We start from the raw sequence: 19,780 nt of genomic DNA, 5'->3' as shown, positions 1-19,780 counted from the left end.
GAAGGTGAAGAGATGAAATTTAAAGATATTTCCGTGCTGCTTGCGGTATTGCTGATTGTCGTTATGATGGTCATTCCATTGCCGCCATTTCTCTTAGATATTTTGCTTATTATCAATATCTCGTTATCGATCACGATTTTATTAGTAGGAATGAATACCAAAGAGCCTTTAGATTTCTCTATTTTTCCTTCTCTCTTACTGATCACGACTCTTTTTCGCTTGGCGTTGAATGTATCGACAACCAGGGCTATCTTGTCACATGGGCATGCAGGCCAAGTTGTGGCTACCTTCGGGGAGTTTGTCATCGGCGGGAATCCTGTGATCGGTTTTATCATCTTTTTAATTCTGATTATTATCCAGTTCCTCGTTATTACGAAAGGCTCCGAGCGGGTCGCAGAGGTAGCGGCGCGCTTTACCTTGGATGCGATGCCGGGAAAGCAGATGAGCATTGATGCCGATTTAAACGCCGGACTCATCAGCGAGAAGGATGCCCGGGCGAGACGGGAAAAGGTCGGGCAGGAAGCGGATTTCTACGGGGCCATGGACGGTGCCAGTAAATTCGTTAAAGGTGATGCGATCGCCGGTATCATTATTCTGTTTATAAACGTTATTGGTGGCTTCATCATCGGGATGACGATGATGGGGATGGATTTTGCTCAGGCCGCAAGCACGTTTACCCTGCTTTCTGTCGGGGACGGTCTTGTCAGCCAAATTCCGGCCCTGCTCATTTCAACAGCAACCGGTATTATCGTGACCCGCGCAGCCTCAGATGGAAACCTCGGCGATGACTTGACCCGCCAGCTATTTGCTTATCCGAAGCTGATTTATGTGGTAGCCGGCTGTATCGCTTTATTCGGACTGGTGACGCCAATCGGCATCTTGTTGACCTGGAGCATTGCTGGTTTGCTTGCGTTTGCTGCTTATAAAATGCAAAAAGCGAAGGAAAAAGAGGAAGAAGCGCAGGAGGAGATCAGTGATACTCCTCCTGCGGAAGAAAATAGTCCGGAGAATGTGCTTAACCTTCTTCATGTCGATTCACTTGAATTTGAGTTTGGTTTAGGGCTGATTCCGTTGGCCGACACATCCCAAGGCGGGGATATATTGGACCGGGTGATTGCCATCCGTAAGCAGGTCGCGTTGGAATTGGGGTTGGTCATTCCGATTATTCGGATTCGCGATAATGTCAATTTGGAGTCCAATGAGTATGTCATCAAATTAAAAGGAAACGAGATTGCTAGAGGAGAAATTTTTCTAAACCATTACCTGATGCTGTCGCCTGAGGATGAGGACCATGGCATTATGGGAATTGAAACGACCGAGCCGACGTTTGGTCTGCCGGCTTTATGGATTCAGGAGGAGATGAAGAAGAAAGCGGAGATTTTCGGATTTACTGTTGTCGATGCTTCATCCGTTATTACTACCCATCTCGCGGAAACGATCAAGCGGTATTCCCATGAAATTTTGGGAAGAGAAGAGACAAAGCAGTTGCTTGATAAGGCCAAGGAACATTACCCATCCTTGGTGGAGGAATTGGTTCCGCAGCTGTTATCGGTCGGGCAAGTTCAAAAGGTTTTGCAAAAGCTGTTAAAAGAAAAAATCTCCATCCGGAACCTGCCGGTTATTCTTGAGACGCTTGCCGACTGGGCTGTTTTTACAAAAAATCCGGACTATTTGGCCGAATATGTGAGACAAGGACTCGCACGGCAAATTACCAGCCAATTGGCCGTCAATAAAATGATTCAAGTCATTACGGTGAATGCCAATGTGGAAAAGGTGATTTCCGAGAATGTTCAGGAAACGGAGCAAGGCGTGTATTTGACGCTGGATCCGCAAACGATTCAGCAGCTTGTTCATGCCATTAATGATACTGTACAACAGGTGGTTAACGTGGGAATTCAGCCAATCATCTTGACTTCCCCGGCGATCCGGATGTATCTCAAACAAATTGTCGAGCGGATTAATGCCGATATGCCCGTTATATCGTTTAACGAGCTGGAATCTGATGTTGAAGTGCAAAATATTGGTGTCGTTCATTTTCAACATGCAGGAGTGGTTGCCTAATGAAGATTAAGAGATATATAGTCGATTCCCTGCCGCAGGCGATCCAGCTGATTCGCCAGGAGCTGGGCGAGAATGCCGTCATTCTAAACACAAAGGAAATCAAAACGGGCGGGATTTTCGGTCTTTTTCAACGAAAGCAGTTAGAAGTGATTGCGGCTTCGGAGGTAGCGGAGAAGAAGGCTGAGGAGCTTCCGGTGACAAAACAGCCGCAAGCGGAAGAATCGGAAGTGCTGAAACGGTTGGAGAATGTGGAGAAGCTGCTGGAGAATTTTTCGAAAAATGAAGCACTTGTGGAGTCTAAACAATCGGGCCAAAAGCTTCAGAAATGGCGGGAGCGGTTAGAGGAGCAGGAGGTTGACGAGGAAGTCATCCGTTTTATTGAAAAGAAAATCACCACACAATCCTCTTCGTTAGAGGAACTAAGCGAACAACAAGTGGGGGAAATGGTCCAAGATGCCATAACGGGACTGTTTCAGGACGGTATCGCATCGGAAGGGTTGGATTCTGAGATCAACATGATTACGCTGATCGGTCCAACAGGGGTTGGCAAAACGACAACGATTGCGAAGCTCGCTTCCAGGCAGGTGTTATATCAACGCAAAAAAGTCGGCCTTTTAACCGCGGATACGTTTCGAATTGCAGCAGTGGAGCAGCTGCGGACCTACGCAAATATCTTAAATGTACCGATTGAGGTCGCTGATAGTCCAGAACAGGTAAAGCTTGCGATGGAGCGCCTAGAGCATTGCCAGATGATTTTTATGGACTCGGCAGGCAGAAATTATCTGGAGGAGCAATATATTGAGGAAATGAATGAGCTTCTCTCCAAAGCGTCAACGCAGGAAAACCACCTTGTGCTCAGCATGACCACTAGGTGGAAAGATATGAAGCAGATTGTGAAAAAGATGAAATCGCTGCAAATCGACAAAGTCATCCTGACGAAGTGGGATGAAAGTACTTGTTTCGGGTCGGCCTTAAATTTGGTTTATCACTACCCCTACCCTTTATCTTTCCTTTGTTTGGGTCAGGGGGTTCCCGAGGACATCATGCTGGCAGAGGCGCAATATATGGCGAAAAAGATAATGGGAGTAGATGAACGTGCAAGATCAGGCGCAGAGACTGAGAGAATTGTATCAGCGTTTTAATGGCAGGGAGCAGGAACCAGCTGCTGAAGCGGCGATAAAGGCCCGTAGTGGAGCAGCATCAGAAGCGGCAATTCTTGCCCGGCGCGAAATAACACCAATAACCGATGCAGTTCCACAACACGAAAAAGCAACAAAGGTCATATCCGTCACCAGCGGCAAAGGCGGGGTTGGCAAATCCAATTTTGTACTAAACTTTGCCCTCAGCCTGAGCGAATCCGGACAAAAGGTGGTCCTAATTGATTTTGATATTGGTATGGCCAACCTGGAAATTTTACTGGGCATGACTCCGAGACACCATCTCATCGATATGGTGAAGGAGAAAAAAAGCATCTGGGAGGTCCTTGAAGAAGGCCCGAACGGACTAGAACTGATTTCCGGCGGGAGCGGTTTTGAGGGAATTTTGGATTTAAGCCATGATAATGCTGATTATTTATTTGCCGAACTTGGAAGGCTGCAGGGGTATGCCGACATTATCCTGTTTGATACAGGAGCGGGTCTTTCCAAGGAGTCGCAGCGCTGCCATCTGGCGGCGGATGAAATTATTTTAGTGACGACGCCGGAACCGACAGCCATTACAGATGCTTATTCGGTGATAAAAATTCTCCATCACCAGGATTCGAGCTTGAACGTTCGGTTAGTGGTTAACCGTGTCGCCAATTCCAAGGAAGGAATTGCAATTGCCGGCAGGGTGCGGACGGTGACGAAACGATTTTTAAATAAAGAGATTGAGATTCTTGGGTTTATGCCGAATGATTCCCTTGTATTTCAATCCGTTCTTGAGCAGACGCCATTTTACCTTAACTATCCGAAGTCCCAGGCGGCTAAGTGGATGAAGGAAATGGTAAATATTTATTTGCATGGAGACGCAGGCAAATGCCAGGGCGCCACCGGAATCAAAGGGTTTATCCAAAAGATGTCTCAATTTGTGGTGAAAAAATAAACAGTATCTTGGGGAGAGGAGGAGGTACCGTTGAAGCAGCAGCATGAAGAAGAGTTATTTAATCGCTATCTGCCATTAGTTTATAAAATCGTCAAAGCTATGAAAAGAAGCCTGCCCCGCCATGTTGAGGAAGACGAGCTTGTTTCGTTTGGAATGATGGGTCTATTAGATGCTTTCCGGAAATACAGCCAGCGTGACAATATCAAGTTTGAAACCTATGCGACCCAGCGGATTCGCGGCGAAATTTATGACGGACTGCGCCGAAACGACCCGCTGTCACGAACATTGCGGAAAAAAGAAAGAGAAGTTATGAAAGCCTTCGAAACATTAGAACAAACGCTGTTCAGGCAGCCAACCCTAAAAGAAGTAAGCGAATTTCTAAAGATGAGTGTGAAAGAGTGCAAGGATATACTTACGCAGGCTTCTTTTGAAAAACAAGCCTCTTTGGATGAGCCGGTCGAGAGTGGGGAGGAAACTGTTCTCAAAAGGGATTTTCTTTCCGATGATTCCGTTGTTGACCAGGCAAAGCAGGTAGAAGAGAAAGAGCGCAGCCAAATCCTCTCCTCCCTCATCGATGAGCTGCCAGAAAAGGAAAAAATAATCATGTCCCTTATTTACGAAGAAAACTTAAGCATGAGCGAAGTTGGCAGAATCCTCGGCCTACACAAATCACGAATCTCCCAACTCCACTTAAGAATCATAAAAAAGCTAAAACTAGCTTTTGAAAAGGAGTATAACTGATGCATGGGGACGGTTCTAGTGCCTCAGTGAGGCACTAGAACCGTCCCCATGCATCGATTTTTATATAAAAAATAGGATAAAAGACTCAACGCCGGATGAAAAACGGTCGTTAATAGTATTATTCATTTCATATAAAAATCGTAAGTAAGGGGATTAGGTTACAATGGCTTTAAAAACGAAAGAGAAGGATTTCAGGGTCAACATCCATTTTCCGTTGGAATCTGAACTGACTCTTATTAATGTTGAAGCAAATTTGGAAAATGTCATCGTCATCGTTGAGAACGTAGGCCCAGGAGGGTTAAGATTTATTTCAAACTTAAACTTAAGGAATGACCAAGAAGTCATTTACTCCCTTAACTCAGATGTATTAGAAGACAAAATCCTCCTCCCGGGAACTGTCATCTGGAAAGAAGAACTGTCAAACGAGCTATACCAATACGGCGTCCACTTCAACACACCTGAAACCACACGTTCCTACCTGAACAAACTGTTAGGGGCCTAACTCCCACGCCATCAACGCAATAAAGCGCCCGGTCAGGAACCCGGCGCTTTATTGCGCTAAACTTGCTAAAAAATAAGAAATGACGTAGAAACGTGTCGAAAGTTGTGAATTGCTCTTATATAGGTAATTTTCTATAATAATAAGTAGAAATATGTCGATAGAACTATACGAAAGGGTCTTTATCCATATCCATGGTACTATATCTATTAAATATTACCTACTTTTAGGGCGTGATACGTTGAAAACAGTACTAGTTCTTTTCCTATTTTATTATCCATTAGCTATGGGAGTAGTGTGGATTATTGGCAGTTTAATATATTTTGTAAAAAAAGAGCGAAATCAGGATTTTCCAAATTATCGTGATGAGGAATTACCATTTGTATCTTTATTAATCCCTGCTTATAACGAGGAAAAAACAATTGAAGAAACCATAAACTATGCTTCACATTTGAATTATCCCCATTACGAGGTAATCGTCATCAATGATGGCAGTAAAGATCGAACACTTGAAATTTTAAAATCATTATTGCATATGAATCCAAAACTACGTGTCGTAAATGTTGTCGACAATAAAGGAAAGGCTAATGCCTTAAAACAGGGCGTTTTAGCTTCGAAAGGGGAACTCATTGCAACCATTGATAGTGATGCTATCCTGGATAAGGATTCCCTAAGATATATTATCCCTCATTTTATCACCCCGCATAATGGGGAAAGGGTCGGTGCTGTAACCGGTAATCCTCGAATCAGAAATCGGACAAGCTTGCTTTCTAAAATTCAACTAGTTGAATATTCCAGTATTATTGGGTTGATCAAAAGGACCCAAAGAATAATTGGAAAAGTGATGACCGTGTCCGGTGTTTTCGTTGTTTTTCGCAAAAAAGCATTGTTGGACTCTGGAATGTGGGATACCGATTTAATTACTGATGATATAGGTGTAACCTGGAAGTTGCAAAGAAGGTTTTGGGATGTACGCTATGAACCAAGGGCACTTTGTTGGATGCTGGTCCCCGAGACAATCAAGGGAATATGTAAACAGCGTCTAAGATGGACACAGGGTGGGATTGAAGTTATTTTGCGTCATCGGGACATCTTTTTAGACTGGCGGCAGAGAAGGCTTTATCCAATCTATATTGAACAAGTGTTAAGTATCCTATGGTCAGTTATTTGGTTTATTTCGGCTATTATTTTCTTATACCGAGCTATTTTTCTTCAAAATAATTTAATCCCTATCATGTGGATTGGAAATTATCTTTCCATTATTTGTTTGCTGCAATTTCTGGTTGCTCTCTTTATTGAAAGCAGGTACGAGAAAGGGATTTTATTCTATTTAGTATGGGGCATTTGGTATCCAATCATTTACTGGCATATTAATGCACTGTTAGTCATCATGGCATTGCCTAAAGCAATCAGAATTTTAAAGGAAAATAAAACCGAGTATGCCACCTGGGAGAGTCCAGATCGCGGGTTGCACTTATAAAAAAGAAAGGAGAAGCGCATGATTATTCATTTTAATAGGTCTAAAGCAAGAAAGTGCTTGGATATTCTATTAACCATTTTGGGCTGGCTTTTTCTTTTAATATTTCTTTATTATTTTATAATCCACTTTGGTTCGGAATTTAGTCTAAGATTTTATTGGTTGAGTATTTCCAATGCTAACGCTATTGTGAACTTTACCATTTTGTACAGTGTATTAATAACGTTGTCATTACTATGGTGGAGTACCTATAATAAATGGAAATATGGTTCCCTCAATAGGAGGACTTTTCCTGAGCCTGCCCATAATCATGAGATTGCTTCCTATTTTCAATTAACAGAGGAAGAGATTGAACGGGTTCAAAATGATAAGTATGTTGAGGTTCGTTAATTTTAGTTTCATAGAGTTGTTAAACTGGAGAAAAGAAAAGGACCGTTCAGCTTAAAATGGTACCTGTAGGTAGGACACTCGAAAAAAAGAGTGTTCAACTTGCAGGTATTTTTTATATACTTGAATTTCAGAATTGGGGATTAGGGGAAAGTATGAGTAAAATAACATTTTCAACTACAGAGATAAACACACTTCAAAAGAATCCAAATGTACACCGTGTCAGTGAGCGGTCAATTACCTATACCGATGATTTTAAAAATAGATTTATTGATGAATACCTATCCGGCAAATTACCACGTCAGATCTTTGCGGAGAACGGCTTCGATGTGGATGTTATAGGAATTAAACGAATCGATCAGTCAGCCTGCAGGTGGAAAAAAGCATATGAAAAGAATGGCTTAATCGGGCTTACAGATTCGAGGAAAACAGCTTCCGGCAGGCCCTTAAAACGAGAGCTTACAGCAGCTGAAATAATTGAACGGCAAAAGGCAAGAATCGAGCTGTTGGAAGGACAAGTGGAACTGTTAAAAAAGCTAGAAACGACAGAAAGGAGGCTGTTAAACACAAACGAAAATCTAAATCCGAATAAGGCGTACCAATTGATCCGAGAAACCATTGAACAAAATGGATTTAAGGGGATGACCAGTTATTTTTGTGACCTCCTGGAGGTATCCCGTTCGGGATATTACAGCTATCTGAAGGCTTCTTCAGTACGGGAAGCAAAGGAAAAACTTGACCTCGAAGCGAAGGAAATTATACTAAAGGCCTTTGACCGTCGTGGATATAAGAAGGGTTCACGCTCCATAAAAATGATATTGGAGAATGATTTTAACATTATCTTTAGCCGTAAAAAGATACAGAGAATCATGAGGAAATATGGAATCGTCTGTCCTCACAGAAAGCCTAATCCATATAAAAAAATCGCAAAAGCAACAATGGAGCATCAGGTTGTCCCGAATAAATTAAACAGGGAATTCAAGCAAGGCATACCAGGAAAAGTGTTACTTACGGATATCACCTATTTGCCATATAACGGTAATTGTATGGCTTATTTGTCGACCGTAAAAGACGCTTCCACCAACGAAATCCTAGCTTACCATGTGTCCGACCGAATCACGTTGGACATCGCAACGCAGACGGTCCATAAATTGATGACCAATAAGAAAGTTAAACTCCATGAGGATGCCTTTATCCACTCGGACCAAGGGAGTCATTACACAAGCCCGAGATACCAAAAGCTTATAAAGAAATACGGACTGGGCCAGTCCATGTCAAGAAGAGGTAACTGTTGGGATAATGCCCCACAGGAATCATTCTTTGGCCACCTTAAGGATGAAGTAGATTTTAAATCGGCAAGAACATTGAAGGAATTGAAGTCAAAAATAAATCATTATATGGTTTACTATAATAATTACCGCTATCAGTGGAATTTAAAGAAGATGACCCCCATTCAATATAGGGATCACCTTCTAGCTGCTTAATCTCTTTTTTTATAGTGTCCTTGACATAGGTGCCAGTTTAGCTGAAACGGTCCTTTTCTTTATGAATGTGCACTTTGTAAAAGTGGATTCGTTTTTAATTTCGTAAAAACGATGAAGCGCTGTGGTGCGTTCCCGATAAAATGAAATGGATAGCACGTCGTTAACGTTAGTGTTTCGTAATCGGTTGGAACCGCTATGGTTTCATCTGCCGCGTCGACGATTTTAAACTCGGTCGTTTCGTAGATAAAATCGCCGTATGGGGTCGTGAACGTAATGTCATCCCCGACCTTTAAGTTTTCCAGTTTTCTAAAAACAGTGTCCCGGTGGCCGCTTAAAATCACGTGGCCGCCCTGGCCAGGAAGCGTACTCCCCGCCATATGACCAACCCCCATTTTCAGTTCGTTATCATGTGTTCCTTGAACAACAGGATAACTTAAATTAAGAGAAGAAATGGATAGTTCTCCTAATTTTGAGCCCGGTTCCGGCAGGGTTGGCCATGCCTCGGTGTTAAATTTCCTGGCGCTTTGCTCAGGCTTGTAAGGCTTGATGACGGTTTTCGCTAATAGAGCCGTTTCCTTTGTCATTTCCCAGCCGAAGAATCCAATCGTTGCTGCCCCTGTGATGATGAGTAATGCGGGAATTCCAAGTAAAATCCATTTCACTCTATTTTTCTTTTTTTTCCTGGAGGATTTCATAGATTAAGCTTGACTCTCCATTCTGCGGATCGTTCTCATAGCAGGTACAAAAGCAATTCCACCTAAAACGATCAAGAGGCCGCCAATTGCCATCCCAAGTGGAAGGTCGGTAGCTGTGTTTGGTAATTGAGAAGCCGGCATTGGAACGAACTTTCCGGATGCCTCAAGATTCTTCTTTGCTTCAACCGCTGTTTTTAAAGCAACCAGTTTGGTGTTTAAAGCAGATGCAGTGAAATCAGATAATTTTGGATCAATAACGGCTAATAGGTTGCCATTAAGGTCTTTAACCTGAATGTTTAATGTCTTTGCATTTTCCAGGCTAAGCTTGCTGAGGTCAATGGCTTTGCCGTTTTTATCAACAAATGCAACTTGTAAATGGGCTTTTTGGGCGCTGTCTAAAAATAAGCGGCCGACCTCTGCACGGTCAGCATCTGAAAGATTTTCAGGTGATGAAACCGACTGTAATTTTGCTGCAGCTTGCTCAGCATTCTTCACAATATCATTGAATTCGCTGTCTGTAAGATTAACAGATTGCAGATAAGCATATAAATAGTCTACTTGATTCAAACCTAATGCCTTCAATGAATCTACCAATTTTTGAGCGGAGTCTGTTGTAGCAGCAGATGCTTCGGTCAATGCAATAGGGCTAAATGCAGATAAAGAGAGTCCTAAAGCCGCAACAATTGCTCCTTTTTTCCAAACATTATGTACCATTATCCTATCATTCCTTTACAAAACATTATGATAAATAATAACATATTTCGCCAAAATAAGCTATTTGTACTAGATTAATTTTTTGTAAGAATTAACATTTCAGCGGATGAGGGTCGAAAACCCACATTTGTTCTATTATTTTATTTTGAAGTAGAATGGAGTAAATACGATTCTCTTGAAAGGTGGCGTGAAGGTTGAAGCAAACGGTTTATGTGACGAAGAAACTGCCGGAAGAACTCTATAGGAGGCTTTCAAGTCAGTTTGAGGTAAGAATGTGGGGAGAAGAAGAAACCCCTGTCCCAAGGGAAATCTTATTGAAGGAAGTAGCAGAAGTTGATGGCCTTTATTGTTTTATCACTGACACAATAGACAGAGAGGTTTTCGAGCGGGCAAAAAAGCTTAAGATGGTCAGCACCTGCTCGGTTGGCTATAACCACATTGATGTCCAGGCTGCAGCTGAAAAGGGTGTCAAGGTGGGTTATACACCCGGCGTTCTTACGGAAACGACTGCCGATTTGACGTTTGCTTTATTGATGGCCACAGCACGGAGAGTTGTGGAAGCATCTGACGTGTTACATAACGGCAAGTGGGGTTCATGGTCCCTCATGCAAATGACCGGACAGGACATTTTCGGCGCTACCCTCGGCATTATCGGTCTGGGACGGATTGGCGAAGCCCTCGTGAAACGGGCGAAGGGGTTTGATATGAAGGTTCTTTACCATAGCCGGACGCGCAAGCCGAAGAAAGAGGAGGAACTTGGTATCGAGTACACAGACCTCAAAGGCCTGCTGCAGAAATCTGACTATGTCTGTCTCATGCTTCCATACAGCTTCGAGGTGCATCATCTCATTAGCAAGGAAGAATTAGCCCTAATGAAAAAGAACGCGATTCTAATAAACACAGCTAGGGGTGGAATTGTTGATGAGGACGCCTTGTATCATGCCCTGAAAGAAGGAGTCATCTGGGGTGCCGGGCTCGATGTCTTTGAGCAGGAGCCGGTTTCGCTTGATAATCCTTTATTAACCCTACCAAATGTAGTAGTGCTCCCGCACATTGGCAGCGCCAGCGTCCAAACGCGACTGGGGATGGCCCATATGGCGGCTGACAATTTAATTCATGTGTTAAATGGGAATGTGGAAAAAGCGAACGTTGTCGGGAATTAATTTGAAAAAAGGAGGACCTTACACTAAACTGGCACCTATGTCAAGGACACATTAAAAAAAGAGGTTAAGCAGCTAGAAGATGATTCCTATATTGAACTAAGCCGTTCTCTTTTGGAGTACCCGCATAGGAAAACGCGAATATAAAAACAAGTATAAAAGCAGTGGATTTCACAAAAGAAATCGCACTGCTTTTAGCATTTCCTGAGTAAATATATGGTAAAATACATATTGAATTATAATAAAAATTAAGTTATCGAGGCGGGGTTGAAGTGAATGAAGGATATTACATTCCTTTTGTCAAAATGGGGGCAAATACTACAAAAAATAGAGAACAATAACGGCATAGTTCATCAAATTGAAATTGAAAAAAAAGCAACAATACAGGAGATTGAAGCTAAAGAAAAAGAGATAGGTTATCAATTTCCGCCTTCGTATAAATACATTTTAAGTAACTTAGGAAAGTCACTTGCGTTTTATTACTCATTTTCTGATGATACAATTATTCCAAGTGAATTTAATGAAATATTTTCCGGAGAGATAAATTGGGATATTGACTCCCTTCAGAATTTAAATATGTTAGCTGATGAACTTATGGAAGATGGGGAAGATTACGGAGCGACACTTAGAGGGAAATTAGAGTTTTCACATGCTGGAAACGGAGATATATATGCGTTTGATATGTCTGTTGAGGGTGCTGAAAAACCAGTTGTTTATTGGGAACATGAAGAAGACACGGTTACTTATATTGCAGATTCATTTATCGATTATTTATTTCGGATAACTGAACTAGGGTGTATTGGCAGTGAAAAATGGCAGTTTGAATATTTTCTTAGCGATACGGGGTTAGACACTACAAGCACAGCAGCAGCTAAGTGGAAGCGTTGGTTTGAGTCATTTTCAGAGACAACCATAGATGATGTGAAAAATAACATGGAACAGCTAATGGCTTTTGTTGTTTATCGAGAGAAATTAGATGAAGAATCAATCGACTATTTCCGGAAATTCAATAGAAATGAATTATTTGATTACCTTTTACAAGAACTAGATAAAAAAGAGTCATTTAAAGACCAGAAGATAATATGTGAGGTTATTGGAAAAGTCTTAGGAAATTACGCCGAGACATGGGTTAGAAGTTTGTGGGAAGCAAAGCAAGATACTATGGATACTAGATTACGTTCCTTTTTAACTTCAATGTGTTTAAGTAAGAATGAAGGACTTACTTTAGTATGTAATTTCCTTGAACATGAATCTAATAAAAAGATAACTGGGTACGACGCACTTTCTCATCTAGGCGATTTTTATTCAAGGGATGTTATTTTATGGATGGAGAATCATGTTAAATTTCCTGTGACAGAAGGTTGGGATGAACTATTCGTAAGGTCAAATTTTTCGTGGGACAACATAGAAAGGTGGACCTCATTAGAAGAAAGGCATGAAGTAACTGCGATTCACGCTTTAGAAAAGTATGTCCATGAGAAGGACTCTGCTAATAATTTTTCTTTTGTTATCTCAGGTCTTCCATCAAAATCCGATTTTATTAATTTTCTTGTTAAATTACAGACTAAACAAGTGTTAAAAAAGAGGATACTGTCTTTAGAGAATGCTATACAAAACATAAATATATTTTATTAAGTTTATGAAACAATGGCACTTAAACAACACCATTAGTGCAATAAAAAACAGCGGTAAATCATCAATACCGCTATTTTTTTATTGCATATAGATAATATCTTTTAACTCAAATATCCTATCTGTTATTCCCAATCTCTGTGCCGTTGTTAGATTTTCCCCATCTTTTGTTTTATAAGGCAAACAGAAATTAAAGTACACCCTTAAGATTGTCAATGCATACTGGGCATATTCCGGATTAAAATTGGCATAAATATAACTTTTGCCGTCCCCTCTCGCAGTAACGAGAGGTCTTTCTAAAGGAGATATCCTTCTCCTAATCAGTTGTATAAAAGCGTCAGTTGCATTGTGATTTACATCTAACAACATCCTAGCCAATTCTTTTGTTTCGTATGTAGATACATCTGTCACACATTCGACAGTACGATAGCCTGAATCATTTGAAGCAAGTGGATGTATCAATGGATTATTAGCTCTTTTGTAATTCTTACCATCTGGTAATAATTCATGGAACTTATGGTATTTAAGCCTCTCGGACATATACTCAACTGCAATCGTTCTAAGGTTTTTGGTTTTCATACCATTTACGTCTGCCCACTCCAACAACACTTCTTTGGCATCATGATATTCTGTCATTGCTTGACTTAATGATTTATCTTTATCAACCTTTGATAAAAAAACATGACCATCGTACCTTTTAATTTCTTCTGCAAAGACTCTGTAAGCTGCCGCTAAAATGGAATAATCCTCATCAGTAACAATTCTCCATTCCTTAACATTCAAAGCATTCTTAATCAACCAATAATGAGCAAGAGTCGTATAAGTTGCGTTGACATGAATGCCATCTACGTACTTGCTTCTGATTTCAAACCTAGCAAGGTCATTTTCGTATTCTGCCATACTTTGAATGTCATTGGTAGTGGGTGGCATTGGATAGGAGGTAAAGCCTCTTCTAAATCTTGCATTCTTTTTAGCCAATTCATGAAGATAGTCATCTTTATAGAGTATAGTGTCCAGTGCCAGGTCATCAAGAGAGAAATTCCAATCATAAGCTATATCAGCCCGGAAGACATATCTACTCTGCATTTCCGATGTGATGACAATGTGTGTTGGAAATTTCGACTCCTCACTTCTTTCTGCCGGAGACTTCCTACCATGTCCTTTTTTTCTTACATTGCTTAGATGGTAGGTCATTTTATCCGTATTCAACCAGCACTCACCAATGCTCAATTTGCCCAAAGGTTTCTGTTCATGCCTCTCTAAAAATTCAAGACATCTCTTGTAGACCAATTCAAGTTTTTCATAATAGGTCTTCACACCGATATCTAACACCTCTATAGTTCTATTAATCGCAACCTTGTTTACAACTGCTTTTGCCAAATCCAACAGAATATCATTTCGCTTTTGATGGTAAGTAGTCGAATTCTTTCTTTTTGGCATTACAGATGTAATTTTTAAGCAGTGTTTACATTGATATCTCTGTGCTTTGGCTTTATTTACTCCTTTTTTCTTGAAACACTCCGTATTAGTAAATGGGGTTTCATTTATATAAATGCAGCCGCTTTTATGGAATTCGTAATCCGGCTCCACGTCTTGCAATGTCTCTAATGTAATTAGCCTTTTTATCTCTTCAACTACAGACCAGTTCGATACAGTTTTACATGTACATCCTAAAGAAATTCCTCGACCATTTTTATCAGGGTCAGGGTTACATACTAAATCCTTTTCATCCCCTGCACCACCTAATTTGTATCTACTTGGTTTGTTCTTAACATTTTCAAATCTCTTTTGAGGTAAACCAAACCACTTGCAAAAAGGATTGATACAAAAATTATATTCAATGTCATATTGTTTGCCGTTCCAGATAAAACTCGTAGGGAGGTAAACGTGATGATGATATCTTTTCGCAAACTTCTTCGGCTCCATCAAGGGATAGTTCTTGATTCTATCCAAAATTTCCTCTTGGGAAACTGGGGACAATACATTGACAATATTGTCTGTTTTGGCAGAAAGACGCTTGATTTTCGTCATTTTAATCCTCCGAAGGGTCTTCAATTCCGAGCTGGGTTAAAAGGCGTTTATTATTGCGTTTTTTCTTAATCCAAGTTATGAAGTCTTCATCCAATAGAATGTTGGTTAAGAAAAAGTCAATAACTTCATTCTCAGTGCGTTCTGAATACTCAGCATACTGCTTAACAATTGTCCTTGATTTCTCAGACACCAACCAGTCCACTCTTTCAGAATTAAGGTTTTTAGGTTTCAGAAAATTCAAAATTAACACTCCTTCCTCAAAAACTCTTTTAGCATACAAAATCGCACACCAAATAGCAAGAGCATAATTTTTATTATTCAGTTGCTAAACAGTATGGGATTTATATTGCGGTTTTAAACCTAATACCTTTAATAAACCGTGAAATAACAATAAAAAGGCAGAGCAAATTCATTAGCGAATTACTCTGCTATTACAGTTGCTTTTATATGTGTTTTTATAGGTGCGGGTACCTCAAAAGAGAACGGCTTAATATTGAACAGGGGTCATCTTTTTTAAATTCCACTGATAGCGGTAATTGTTGTAGTAAACCATGTAATGATTTATTTTCGACTTTAATTCCTTCAGTGTCCTAGCCGATTGGTAATCGACCTCATCCTTTAGGTGGCCAAAGAATGACTCCTGAGGGGCATTATCCCAACAGTTGCCTCTCCGTGACATGGACTGGCCCAAGCCAAATTTTTTTAATAGCTTCTGATATCGTGGGCTTGTGTAATGGCTTCCCTGGTCCGAATGGATGAAGGCATCTTCATGGAGCGTAACTTTCTTGTTGTTCATCAACTTATGGATCGTCTGGGTGGCGATGTCCATAGTGATGCGGTCAGACACATGGTAAGCCAGGATTTCATTGGTAGAAGCGTCTTTTACGGTCGACAAATAGGCCATACAATTACCGTTATATGGCAAATAAGTGATATCCGTCAGTAACACTTTTCCTGGGATTCCTTGCTTAAATTCCCTGTTTAATTTGTTCGAGACAACCTGATGCTCCTTTGTGGCTTTAGCGATCTTTTTATAAGGATTTGGCCTCCTGTGAGGACAGACGATCCCATATTTCCTCATGATTCGTTGAATCTTTTTACGGCTAAAGACAATGTTGAAATCATTCTCCAATATCATTTTAATGGAGCGCGAGCCCTTCTTATAACCTCGCCGGTCAAATGCATTTAAAATGATTTCCTTCGCTTCGAGATCCAATTTCTCCCGTGCTTCCCTGATAGAGGATGCTTTTAGATAGCTGTAATATCCAGACCTGGAGACCTCTAAAAGGTCACAAAAATACCTGGTCATCCCCTTAAAACTATATTGTTCAATGGTCTCTTGAATCAATCGATAGGCTTTATTCGGATTGAGATTTTCGCTTTCGTTTAGCAGCCTCCTTTCTGTCGTTTCTAGCTTTTTTAACAGCTCCACCTGTCCTTCCAGCAGCTCAATTCTCGCCTTTTGCCTTTCAATCACTTCGGCTGGAGTAAGTTCCCGTTTCAAGGGCCTGCCTGAAGAAGTTTTCCTTGAATCTGTTAGCCCGATTAGACCATTCTTTTCATAGGCTTTTTTCCACCTGTGGGCTGACTGTTCAATTCGTTTTATGCCAATAACGTCGGTATCGAAGCCGTTCTCCTCAAAGATTTGTCGGGGGAGTTTGCCGGCCTGGTATTCATCTATAAATCTATTTTTAAAATCATCAGTATAGGTAATAGACCGCTCGCTGACACGGTGTACATTTGGATTCTTTTGAAGTGAGTTTATCTCTGTAGTTGAAAAAGTTATTTTACTCATGTTGTCCTCTAATCCCCATATTCTAAAATTCAAGTATATATAAAAATACCTGCAGGTGGAACACTCTTTTTTTCGAGTGTCCTACCTACAGGTACCATATTAACACAGATCCTCCTTTTCTCTATTCTAAAGTATATACACTTTCGTTTTGCGCCTTATAGTTGAATTTATTTTTATACATCTCCTGATCGGCGATTTCCAAGATTTCATCCAGAGTAACCGGAGTACCCGGCTTATAGTGGTAAAACCCATGGCTGGCGGAAATATTGTATGGCTTCTGTCCAGCATTGTTAATGTTCTTGAACGCATCCTCGATATTCATCCAAACCTGCTCGACATTTGCTATTTCTTTTTCAAAAAATACAATGATGAATTCGTCACCACCAAGACGAAACAGGAAATCGTCGCGCTGGATATGACGTTCAATCGTTTCGCAGCATGTCCTGATCAAATCGTCACCTATTGCATGTCCTAAGTGGTCATTGACCTTTTTTAATCCATTAATATCAATGAAGCAAAGGATAAACTCGCGGGTATTTGTCCCGGTACTTAACTCTTGGCGCAGCATCTCGATACCGGTGCGGCGGTTCCGCACCCCTGTAAGCACATCGATGGAGGCGTGCTCCATAAGCTCCTGTTCCTTTTTCTTGATATCGGTAATATCGGTAGTGTCAATGAGGACGCAGGTTTCATCATGATAATCCACCAACTCAAAATGCAAGAGCGACCATTTCTTTTGATCGGGAGCAAGCTGCTGCTCAGTCACGTAATTTTTGACACTTTTCTCCTCATACAATCGTTCCATAATATCTTGTCTTTCTGCGGGATTGCCAAACAAGAAACCAGCATCGAGAGCCGCTAATTCTTTTCCCTCCAGTTGATAGTAGTGGATAGCCTGCTGATTGACCAACTGGATTTCGTTGTCCAGATTAATAAGGATCAACGGATTTGGATTCCTCTGGAACAAGCGGCGGAAGCTTTCCTCGTTTTTGGTTAACTTCCTCTTGTTAAAAAAATCATTTTTTCGAAATCTGTAAAAGGTTAGCGTAATTGTAAACGCGATTACGGCGGCCCCGGTTGAATTGACAAGATTTAACACGAAAGAATAATTAATTTTTCCCAAAAAGGACAGTCCGGCGATAGAAATGAGATGAGCGCCGAGCATCATCGTGAGCATGTGCTTTGGCCGGATGGGGAAAATAATCGCAGCCGCAAATAAAATAATCAGATAGGCGTAAATGTTTCCAGTGTACAACTGGCTGTTAATGGATGACACGGCTCCTATCAGGAGATACAGCGAAATATAGGAATTTACAATGAAGCTTTTGGAAACCGTGTGGCGCCTACTGCGCCGGTATAGCATGATGAATACAAGGGAGATGACTAGACCAAAAAAATGCACCACCTTCAGGGTCCATTTAAAGGCAGGCTGATTGAGATTTTGCAAAAAGAAAAAGTCAACAATGAAAAAGCATGGATAGGTGAAGATGAGCATATAGGAAACGAGCTTTAATCTCTCAAAGAGGATATCGTAGTTTGATTGTTGAAACTCGCGGTCAGGAACGGAATTCTTTTGTAGTTTTATAGTGTTTTTGTTCAAGTCAATCATCCTTTTTCCGCGAAAATCCATTTTTCCCAATGTAGTGTATCACAGGCATGGGGGCCTGTCCACGCAACAAATTAAACCATTTTTAAAGGTCATTTTATTTAAAAAATGCCATTTTCAGAGTATTATGGATTTAGTACATATTTTTAAAATGGATAGGAATGGAGTGATTGAAATGAAAGCAGTTGTTCATGCAGACAAGGCAGGTATTGAAGGGCTATCCGTTCGTGAAATGGAAGAATTGAAACCGGGCGTTGGGGAGGTGCGGGTCAAGCTGAAAACAGCAGGGCTAAATCATCGTGATTTGTTCGTGCTGGTGCGCCATAGCCCGACAGCCCCCCCGCTTATCATCGGATCGGACGGCGCCGGAGTGGTTGATGCAGTCGGAGAGGGTGTCGTTGACGTCAAGGTGGGCGATGAGGTGCTGATCAACCCGAGCCTTGGCTGGAAGGAAAAGAGCGATGCACCGCCGGCAGGGTTTGAAATTCTTGGACTCCCGTTCCATGGAACTTTTGCTGAGCAGGTAGTCGTTCCAGCCGATAACGTTGCTTTGAAACCTGGCTATTTAAGCTGGGAGGAGGCAGGTGTGCTATCATTAGCGGCGCTGACAGCCTACCGAGCTTTATTTACACAGGGCCAGGTGCGCGAAGGGATGAAGGTATTGATCCCCGGCATCGGCAGCGGAGTTGCGACTCTATTACTGCAGTTTGCCAAGGCGGCAGGAGCGGTTGTGTATGTGACTTCCCGTTCGTTAGAAAAATGTCAGAAGGCTCTAGAGCTTGGTGCGGATAAGGCGTTTGACAGCAATGAAGAATGGGAACAGGCGCTTGGCGGTGAAAAAGTGGATCTTGTCATCGAATGCGTCGGTGCGGCAACCTTTAATAAGTCATTGAAGCAGCTCCGCCCGGGTGGAACGATTGTGACTTTTGGAGCTTCGGCGGGTGATGTTGTCGAATTCAATCTGCGCGACTTTTTCTACGGCCAGTATAAGTTGTTTGGAACCACATTGGGGAGCGGCGAGGAATACAAGGAAATGCTTGAGTTTGTAACGAAGCATGAAATTAAACCAGTGGTTGACCAGATGTATTCATTAAAGGAGTTCGGCTCGGCCTTCGAGCGGATGGAAAAGGCTGAGCAGTTAGGCAAGATTGGGTTTTATATTGGATAATATTTTAGTAAAGTGCCTGGTACCAGCTTTTTGTGCGGTAGCAGGCATTTTTTTTGAAAAAATAATACCTGTCTAAAGGGGTTTGGCGGATAACATCTTAAAGTCGGCGGATATTTTATGAAGTTTGGCGGATATATCGAGAAAATGGCGGATAAACTGAAGAGTTGCTTTTAGGACCCCTTAATCCATTGGACACGAAAATGGTAAATTATTTACACTAGTGACAAGGGAAATAACCTGGAAAGGGG

General features: G+C 41.4%; 17 protein-coding genes. 11 read left to right on the top strand and 6 right to left on the bottom strand.

Annotated features, from left to right (window positions below; translation table 11 throughout):
- The first annotated feature begins 12 nt into the window (after positions 1 to 12).
- The 8 genes from flhA to ACFPA1_RS22725 all read left to right on the top strand — a co-directional run bounded on the left by flhA (position 13) and on the right by ACFPA1_RS22725 (position 8,731).
- Positions 13 to 2,061, top strand: coding sequence for a flagellar biosynthesis protein FlhA (flhA, locus tag ACFPA1_RS22760; RefSeq protein ID WP_378585883.1), 2,049 nt, complete (start codon positions 13 to 15; stop codon positions 2,059 to 2,061).
- The gene (flhF, locus tag ACFPA1_RS22755; protein ID WP_378585881.1) at positions 2,061 to 3,203 is read left to right on the top strand and encodes a flagellar biosynthesis protein FlhF; all 1,143 of its coding nucleotides are present in this window, start codon (positions 2,061 to 2,063) and stop codon (positions 3,201 to 3,203) included. The genes flhA and flhF overlap by 1 nt, the downstream gene beginning before the upstream one ends.
- Complete coding sequence (locus ACFPA1_RS22750) at positions 3,157 to 4,143, top strand: MinD/ParA family protein (protein WP_378585879.1); 987 nt, start codon at positions 3,157 to 3,159, stop codon at positions 4,141 to 4,143. Before flhF ends, ACFPA1_RS22750 begins: the two co-directional genes overlap by 47 nt.
- Before the next feature lie 30 nt (positions 4,144 to 4,173).
- Complete coding sequence (locus ACFPA1_RS22745; protein ID WP_378585877.1) at positions 4,174 to 4,884, top strand: FliA/WhiG family RNA polymerase sigma factor; 711 nt, start codon at positions 4,174 to 4,176, stop codon at positions 4,882 to 4,884.
- 163 nt (positions 4,885 to 5,047) lie between these two features.
- Complete coding sequence (locus tag ACFPA1_RS22740) at positions 5,048 to 5,386, top strand: PilZ domain-containing protein (protein ID WP_378585874.1); 339 nt, start codon at positions 5,048 to 5,050, stop codon at positions 5,384 to 5,386.
- A gap of 238 nt (positions 5,387 to 5,624) precedes the next feature.
- Positions 5,625 to 6,863 (top strand): poly-beta-1,6-N-acetyl-D-glucosamine synthase, encoded by a 1,239-nt coding sequence (pgaC, locus tag ACFPA1_RS22735; protein WP_378585871.1) that lies wholly within the window; start codon positions 5,625 to 5,627, stop codon positions 6,861 to 6,863.
- Positions 6,864 to 6,881: 18 nt separating this feature from the next.
- Positions 6,882 to 7,250, top strand: coding sequence for a poly-beta-1,6-N-acetyl-D-glucosamine biosynthesis protein PgaD (gene pgaD, locus ACFPA1_RS22730; protein WP_378585868.1), 369 nt, complete (start codon positions 6,882 to 6,884; stop codon positions 7,248 to 7,250).
- 152 nt (positions 7,251 to 7,402) lie between these two features.
- Positions 7,403 to 8,731: an IS3 family transposase gene (locus ACFPA1_RS22725; RefSeq protein WP_378585866.1), complete on the top strand. Its 1,329-nt coding sequence runs from the start codon at positions 7,403 to 7,405 to the stop codon at positions 8,729 to 8,731.
- Between the two features lie 59 nt (positions 8,732 to 8,790).
- On the opposite strand, the gene ACFPA1_RS22720 is transcribed toward ACFPA1_RS22725, so the two are convergent.
- Both ACFPA1_RS22720 and ACFPA1_RS22715 read right to left on the bottom strand, forming a co-directional pair.
- Positions 8,791 to 9,426: a class D sortase gene (locus ACFPA1_RS22720; protein ID WP_378585863.1), complete on the bottom strand. Its 636-nt coding sequence runs from the start codon at positions 9,424 to 9,426 to the stop codon at positions 8,791 to 8,793.
- 3 nt (positions 9,427 to 9,429) lie between these two features.
- Entirely contained in the window at positions 9,430 to 10,140 is a 711-nt protein-coding gene (locus ACFPA1_RS22715) for a cell wall anchor protein (protein ID WP_378585861.1), read from the bottom strand.
- Positions 10,141 to 10,334: 194 nt separating this feature from the next.
- Between ACFPA1_RS22715 and ACFPA1_RS22710 the strand changes: the two genes are divergently transcribed.
- Both ACFPA1_RS22710 and ACFPA1_RS22705 read left to right on the top strand, forming a co-directional pair.
- A complete protein-coding gene (locus ACFPA1_RS22710; protein ID WP_378585859.1) occupies positions 10,335 to 11,303 on the top strand; it encodes a 2-hydroxyacid dehydrogenase in 969 nt (322 codons plus the stop codon).
- A 273-nt stretch (positions 11,304 to 11,576) separates the two neighbouring features.
- Positions 11,577 to 12,935, top strand: a complete 1,359-nt coding sequence (locus ACFPA1_RS22705) for an SMI1/KNR4 family protein (RefSeq protein WP_378585857.1) — start codon at positions 11,577 to 11,579, stop codon at positions 12,933 to 12,935.
- Between the two features lie 78 nt (positions 12,936 to 13,013).
- Here the strand turns inward: ACFPA1_RS22705 and ACFPA1_RS22700 are convergent, their stop codons facing one another.
- From ACFPA1_RS22700 to ACFPA1_RS22685, 4 genes are all read right to left on the bottom strand, one after another.
- A complete protein-coding gene (locus ACFPA1_RS22700) occupies positions 13,014 to 14,963 on the bottom strand; it encodes an insertion element protein (RefSeq protein ID WP_378585854.1) in 1,950 nt (649 codons plus the stop codon).
- Between the two features lies 1 nt (position 14,964).
- Positions 14,965 to 15,204 (bottom strand): hypothetical protein, encoded by a 240-nt coding sequence (locus ACFPA1_RS22695; protein ID WP_378585852.1) that lies wholly within the window; start codon positions 15,202 to 15,204, stop codon positions 14,965 to 14,967.
- A gap of 246 nt (positions 15,205 to 15,450) precedes the next feature.
- Positions 15,451 to 16,758 carry an IS3 family transposase gene (locus tag ACFPA1_RS22690; protein WP_378585849.1) on the bottom strand — a complete coding sequence of 436 codons (1,308 nt, stop codon included), beginning with the start codon at positions 16,756 to 16,758 and terminating at the stop codon, positions 15,451 to 15,453.
- Between the two features lie 121 nt (positions 16,759 to 16,879).
- Complete coding sequence (locus tag ACFPA1_RS22685; RefSeq protein ID WP_378585847.1) at positions 16,880 to 18,358, bottom strand: GGDEF domain-containing protein; 1,479 nt, start codon at positions 18,356 to 18,358, stop codon at positions 16,880 to 16,882.
- Between the two features lie 181 nt (positions 18,359 to 18,539).
- Between ACFPA1_RS22685 and ACFPA1_RS22680 the strand changes: the two genes are divergently transcribed.
- On the top strand, positions 18,540 to 19,532 hold the full coding sequence (locus tag ACFPA1_RS22680; RefSeq protein ID WP_378585844.1) for a zinc-binding dehydrogenase: 993 nt from the start codon (positions 18,540 to 18,542) through the stop codon (positions 19,530 to 19,532).
- Positions 19,533 to 19,780 lie beyond the last annotated feature (248 nt).

Source organism: Neobacillus sp. GCM10023253, assembly GCF_042653105.1.
Classification (GTDB): Bacteria; Bacillota; Bacilli; order Bacillales; family Cytobacillaceae; genus Neobacillus; species Neobacillus citreus.
The sequence above is the reverse complement of the archived record's forward strand: the minus strand, read 5'-3'. Positions and strand labels throughout refer to the sequence as shown.

Bases quoted from the DNA above. Each gene is read 5' to 3' on its own strand.
- pgaD (WP_378585868.1), top strand. From the start codon at position 6,882: ATGATTATTCATTTTAATAGGTCTAAAGCAAGAAAGTGCTTGGATATT.
- ACFPA1_RS22720 (WP_378585863.1), bottom strand. From the start codon at position 9,426: ATGAAATCCTCCAGGAAAAAAAAGAAAAATAGAGTGAAATGGATTTTA.
- ACFPA1_RS22690 (WP_378585849.1), bottom strand. From the start codon at position 16,758: ATGAGTAAAATAACTTTTTCAACTACAGAGATAAACTCACTTCAAAAG.
- ACFPA1_RS22680 (WP_378585844.1), top strand. From the start codon at position 18,540: ATGAAAGCAGTTGTTCATGCAGACAAGGCAGGTATTGAAGGGCTATCC.
- ACFPA1_RS22715 (WP_378585861.1), bottom strand. From the start codon at position 10,140: ATGGTACATAATGTTTGGAAAAAAGGAGCAATTGTTGCGGCTTTAGGA.
- ACFPA1_RS22705 (WP_378585857.1), top strand. From the start codon at position 11,577: ATGAAGGATATTACATTCCTTTTGTCAAAATGGGGGCAAATACTACAA.
- ACFPA1_RS22725 (WP_378585866.1), top strand. From the start codon at position 7,403: ATGAGTAAAATAACATTTTCAACTACAGAGATAAACACACTTCAAAAG.
- ACFPA1_RS22700 (WP_378585854.1), bottom strand. From the start codon at position 14,963: ATGACGAAAATCAAGCGTCTTTCTGCCAAAACAGACAATATTGTCAAT.
- flhA (WP_378585883.1), top strand. From the start codon at position 13: ATGAAATTTAAAGATATTTCCGTGCTGCTTGCGGTATTGCTGATTGTC.
- ACFPA1_RS22740 (WP_378585874.1), top strand. From the start codon at position 5,048: ATGGCTTTAAAAACGAAAGAGAAGGATTTCAGGGTCAACATCCATTTT.
- flhF (WP_378585881.1), top strand. From the start codon at position 2,061: ATGAAGATTAAGAGATATATAGTCGATTCCCTGCCGCAGGCGATCCAG.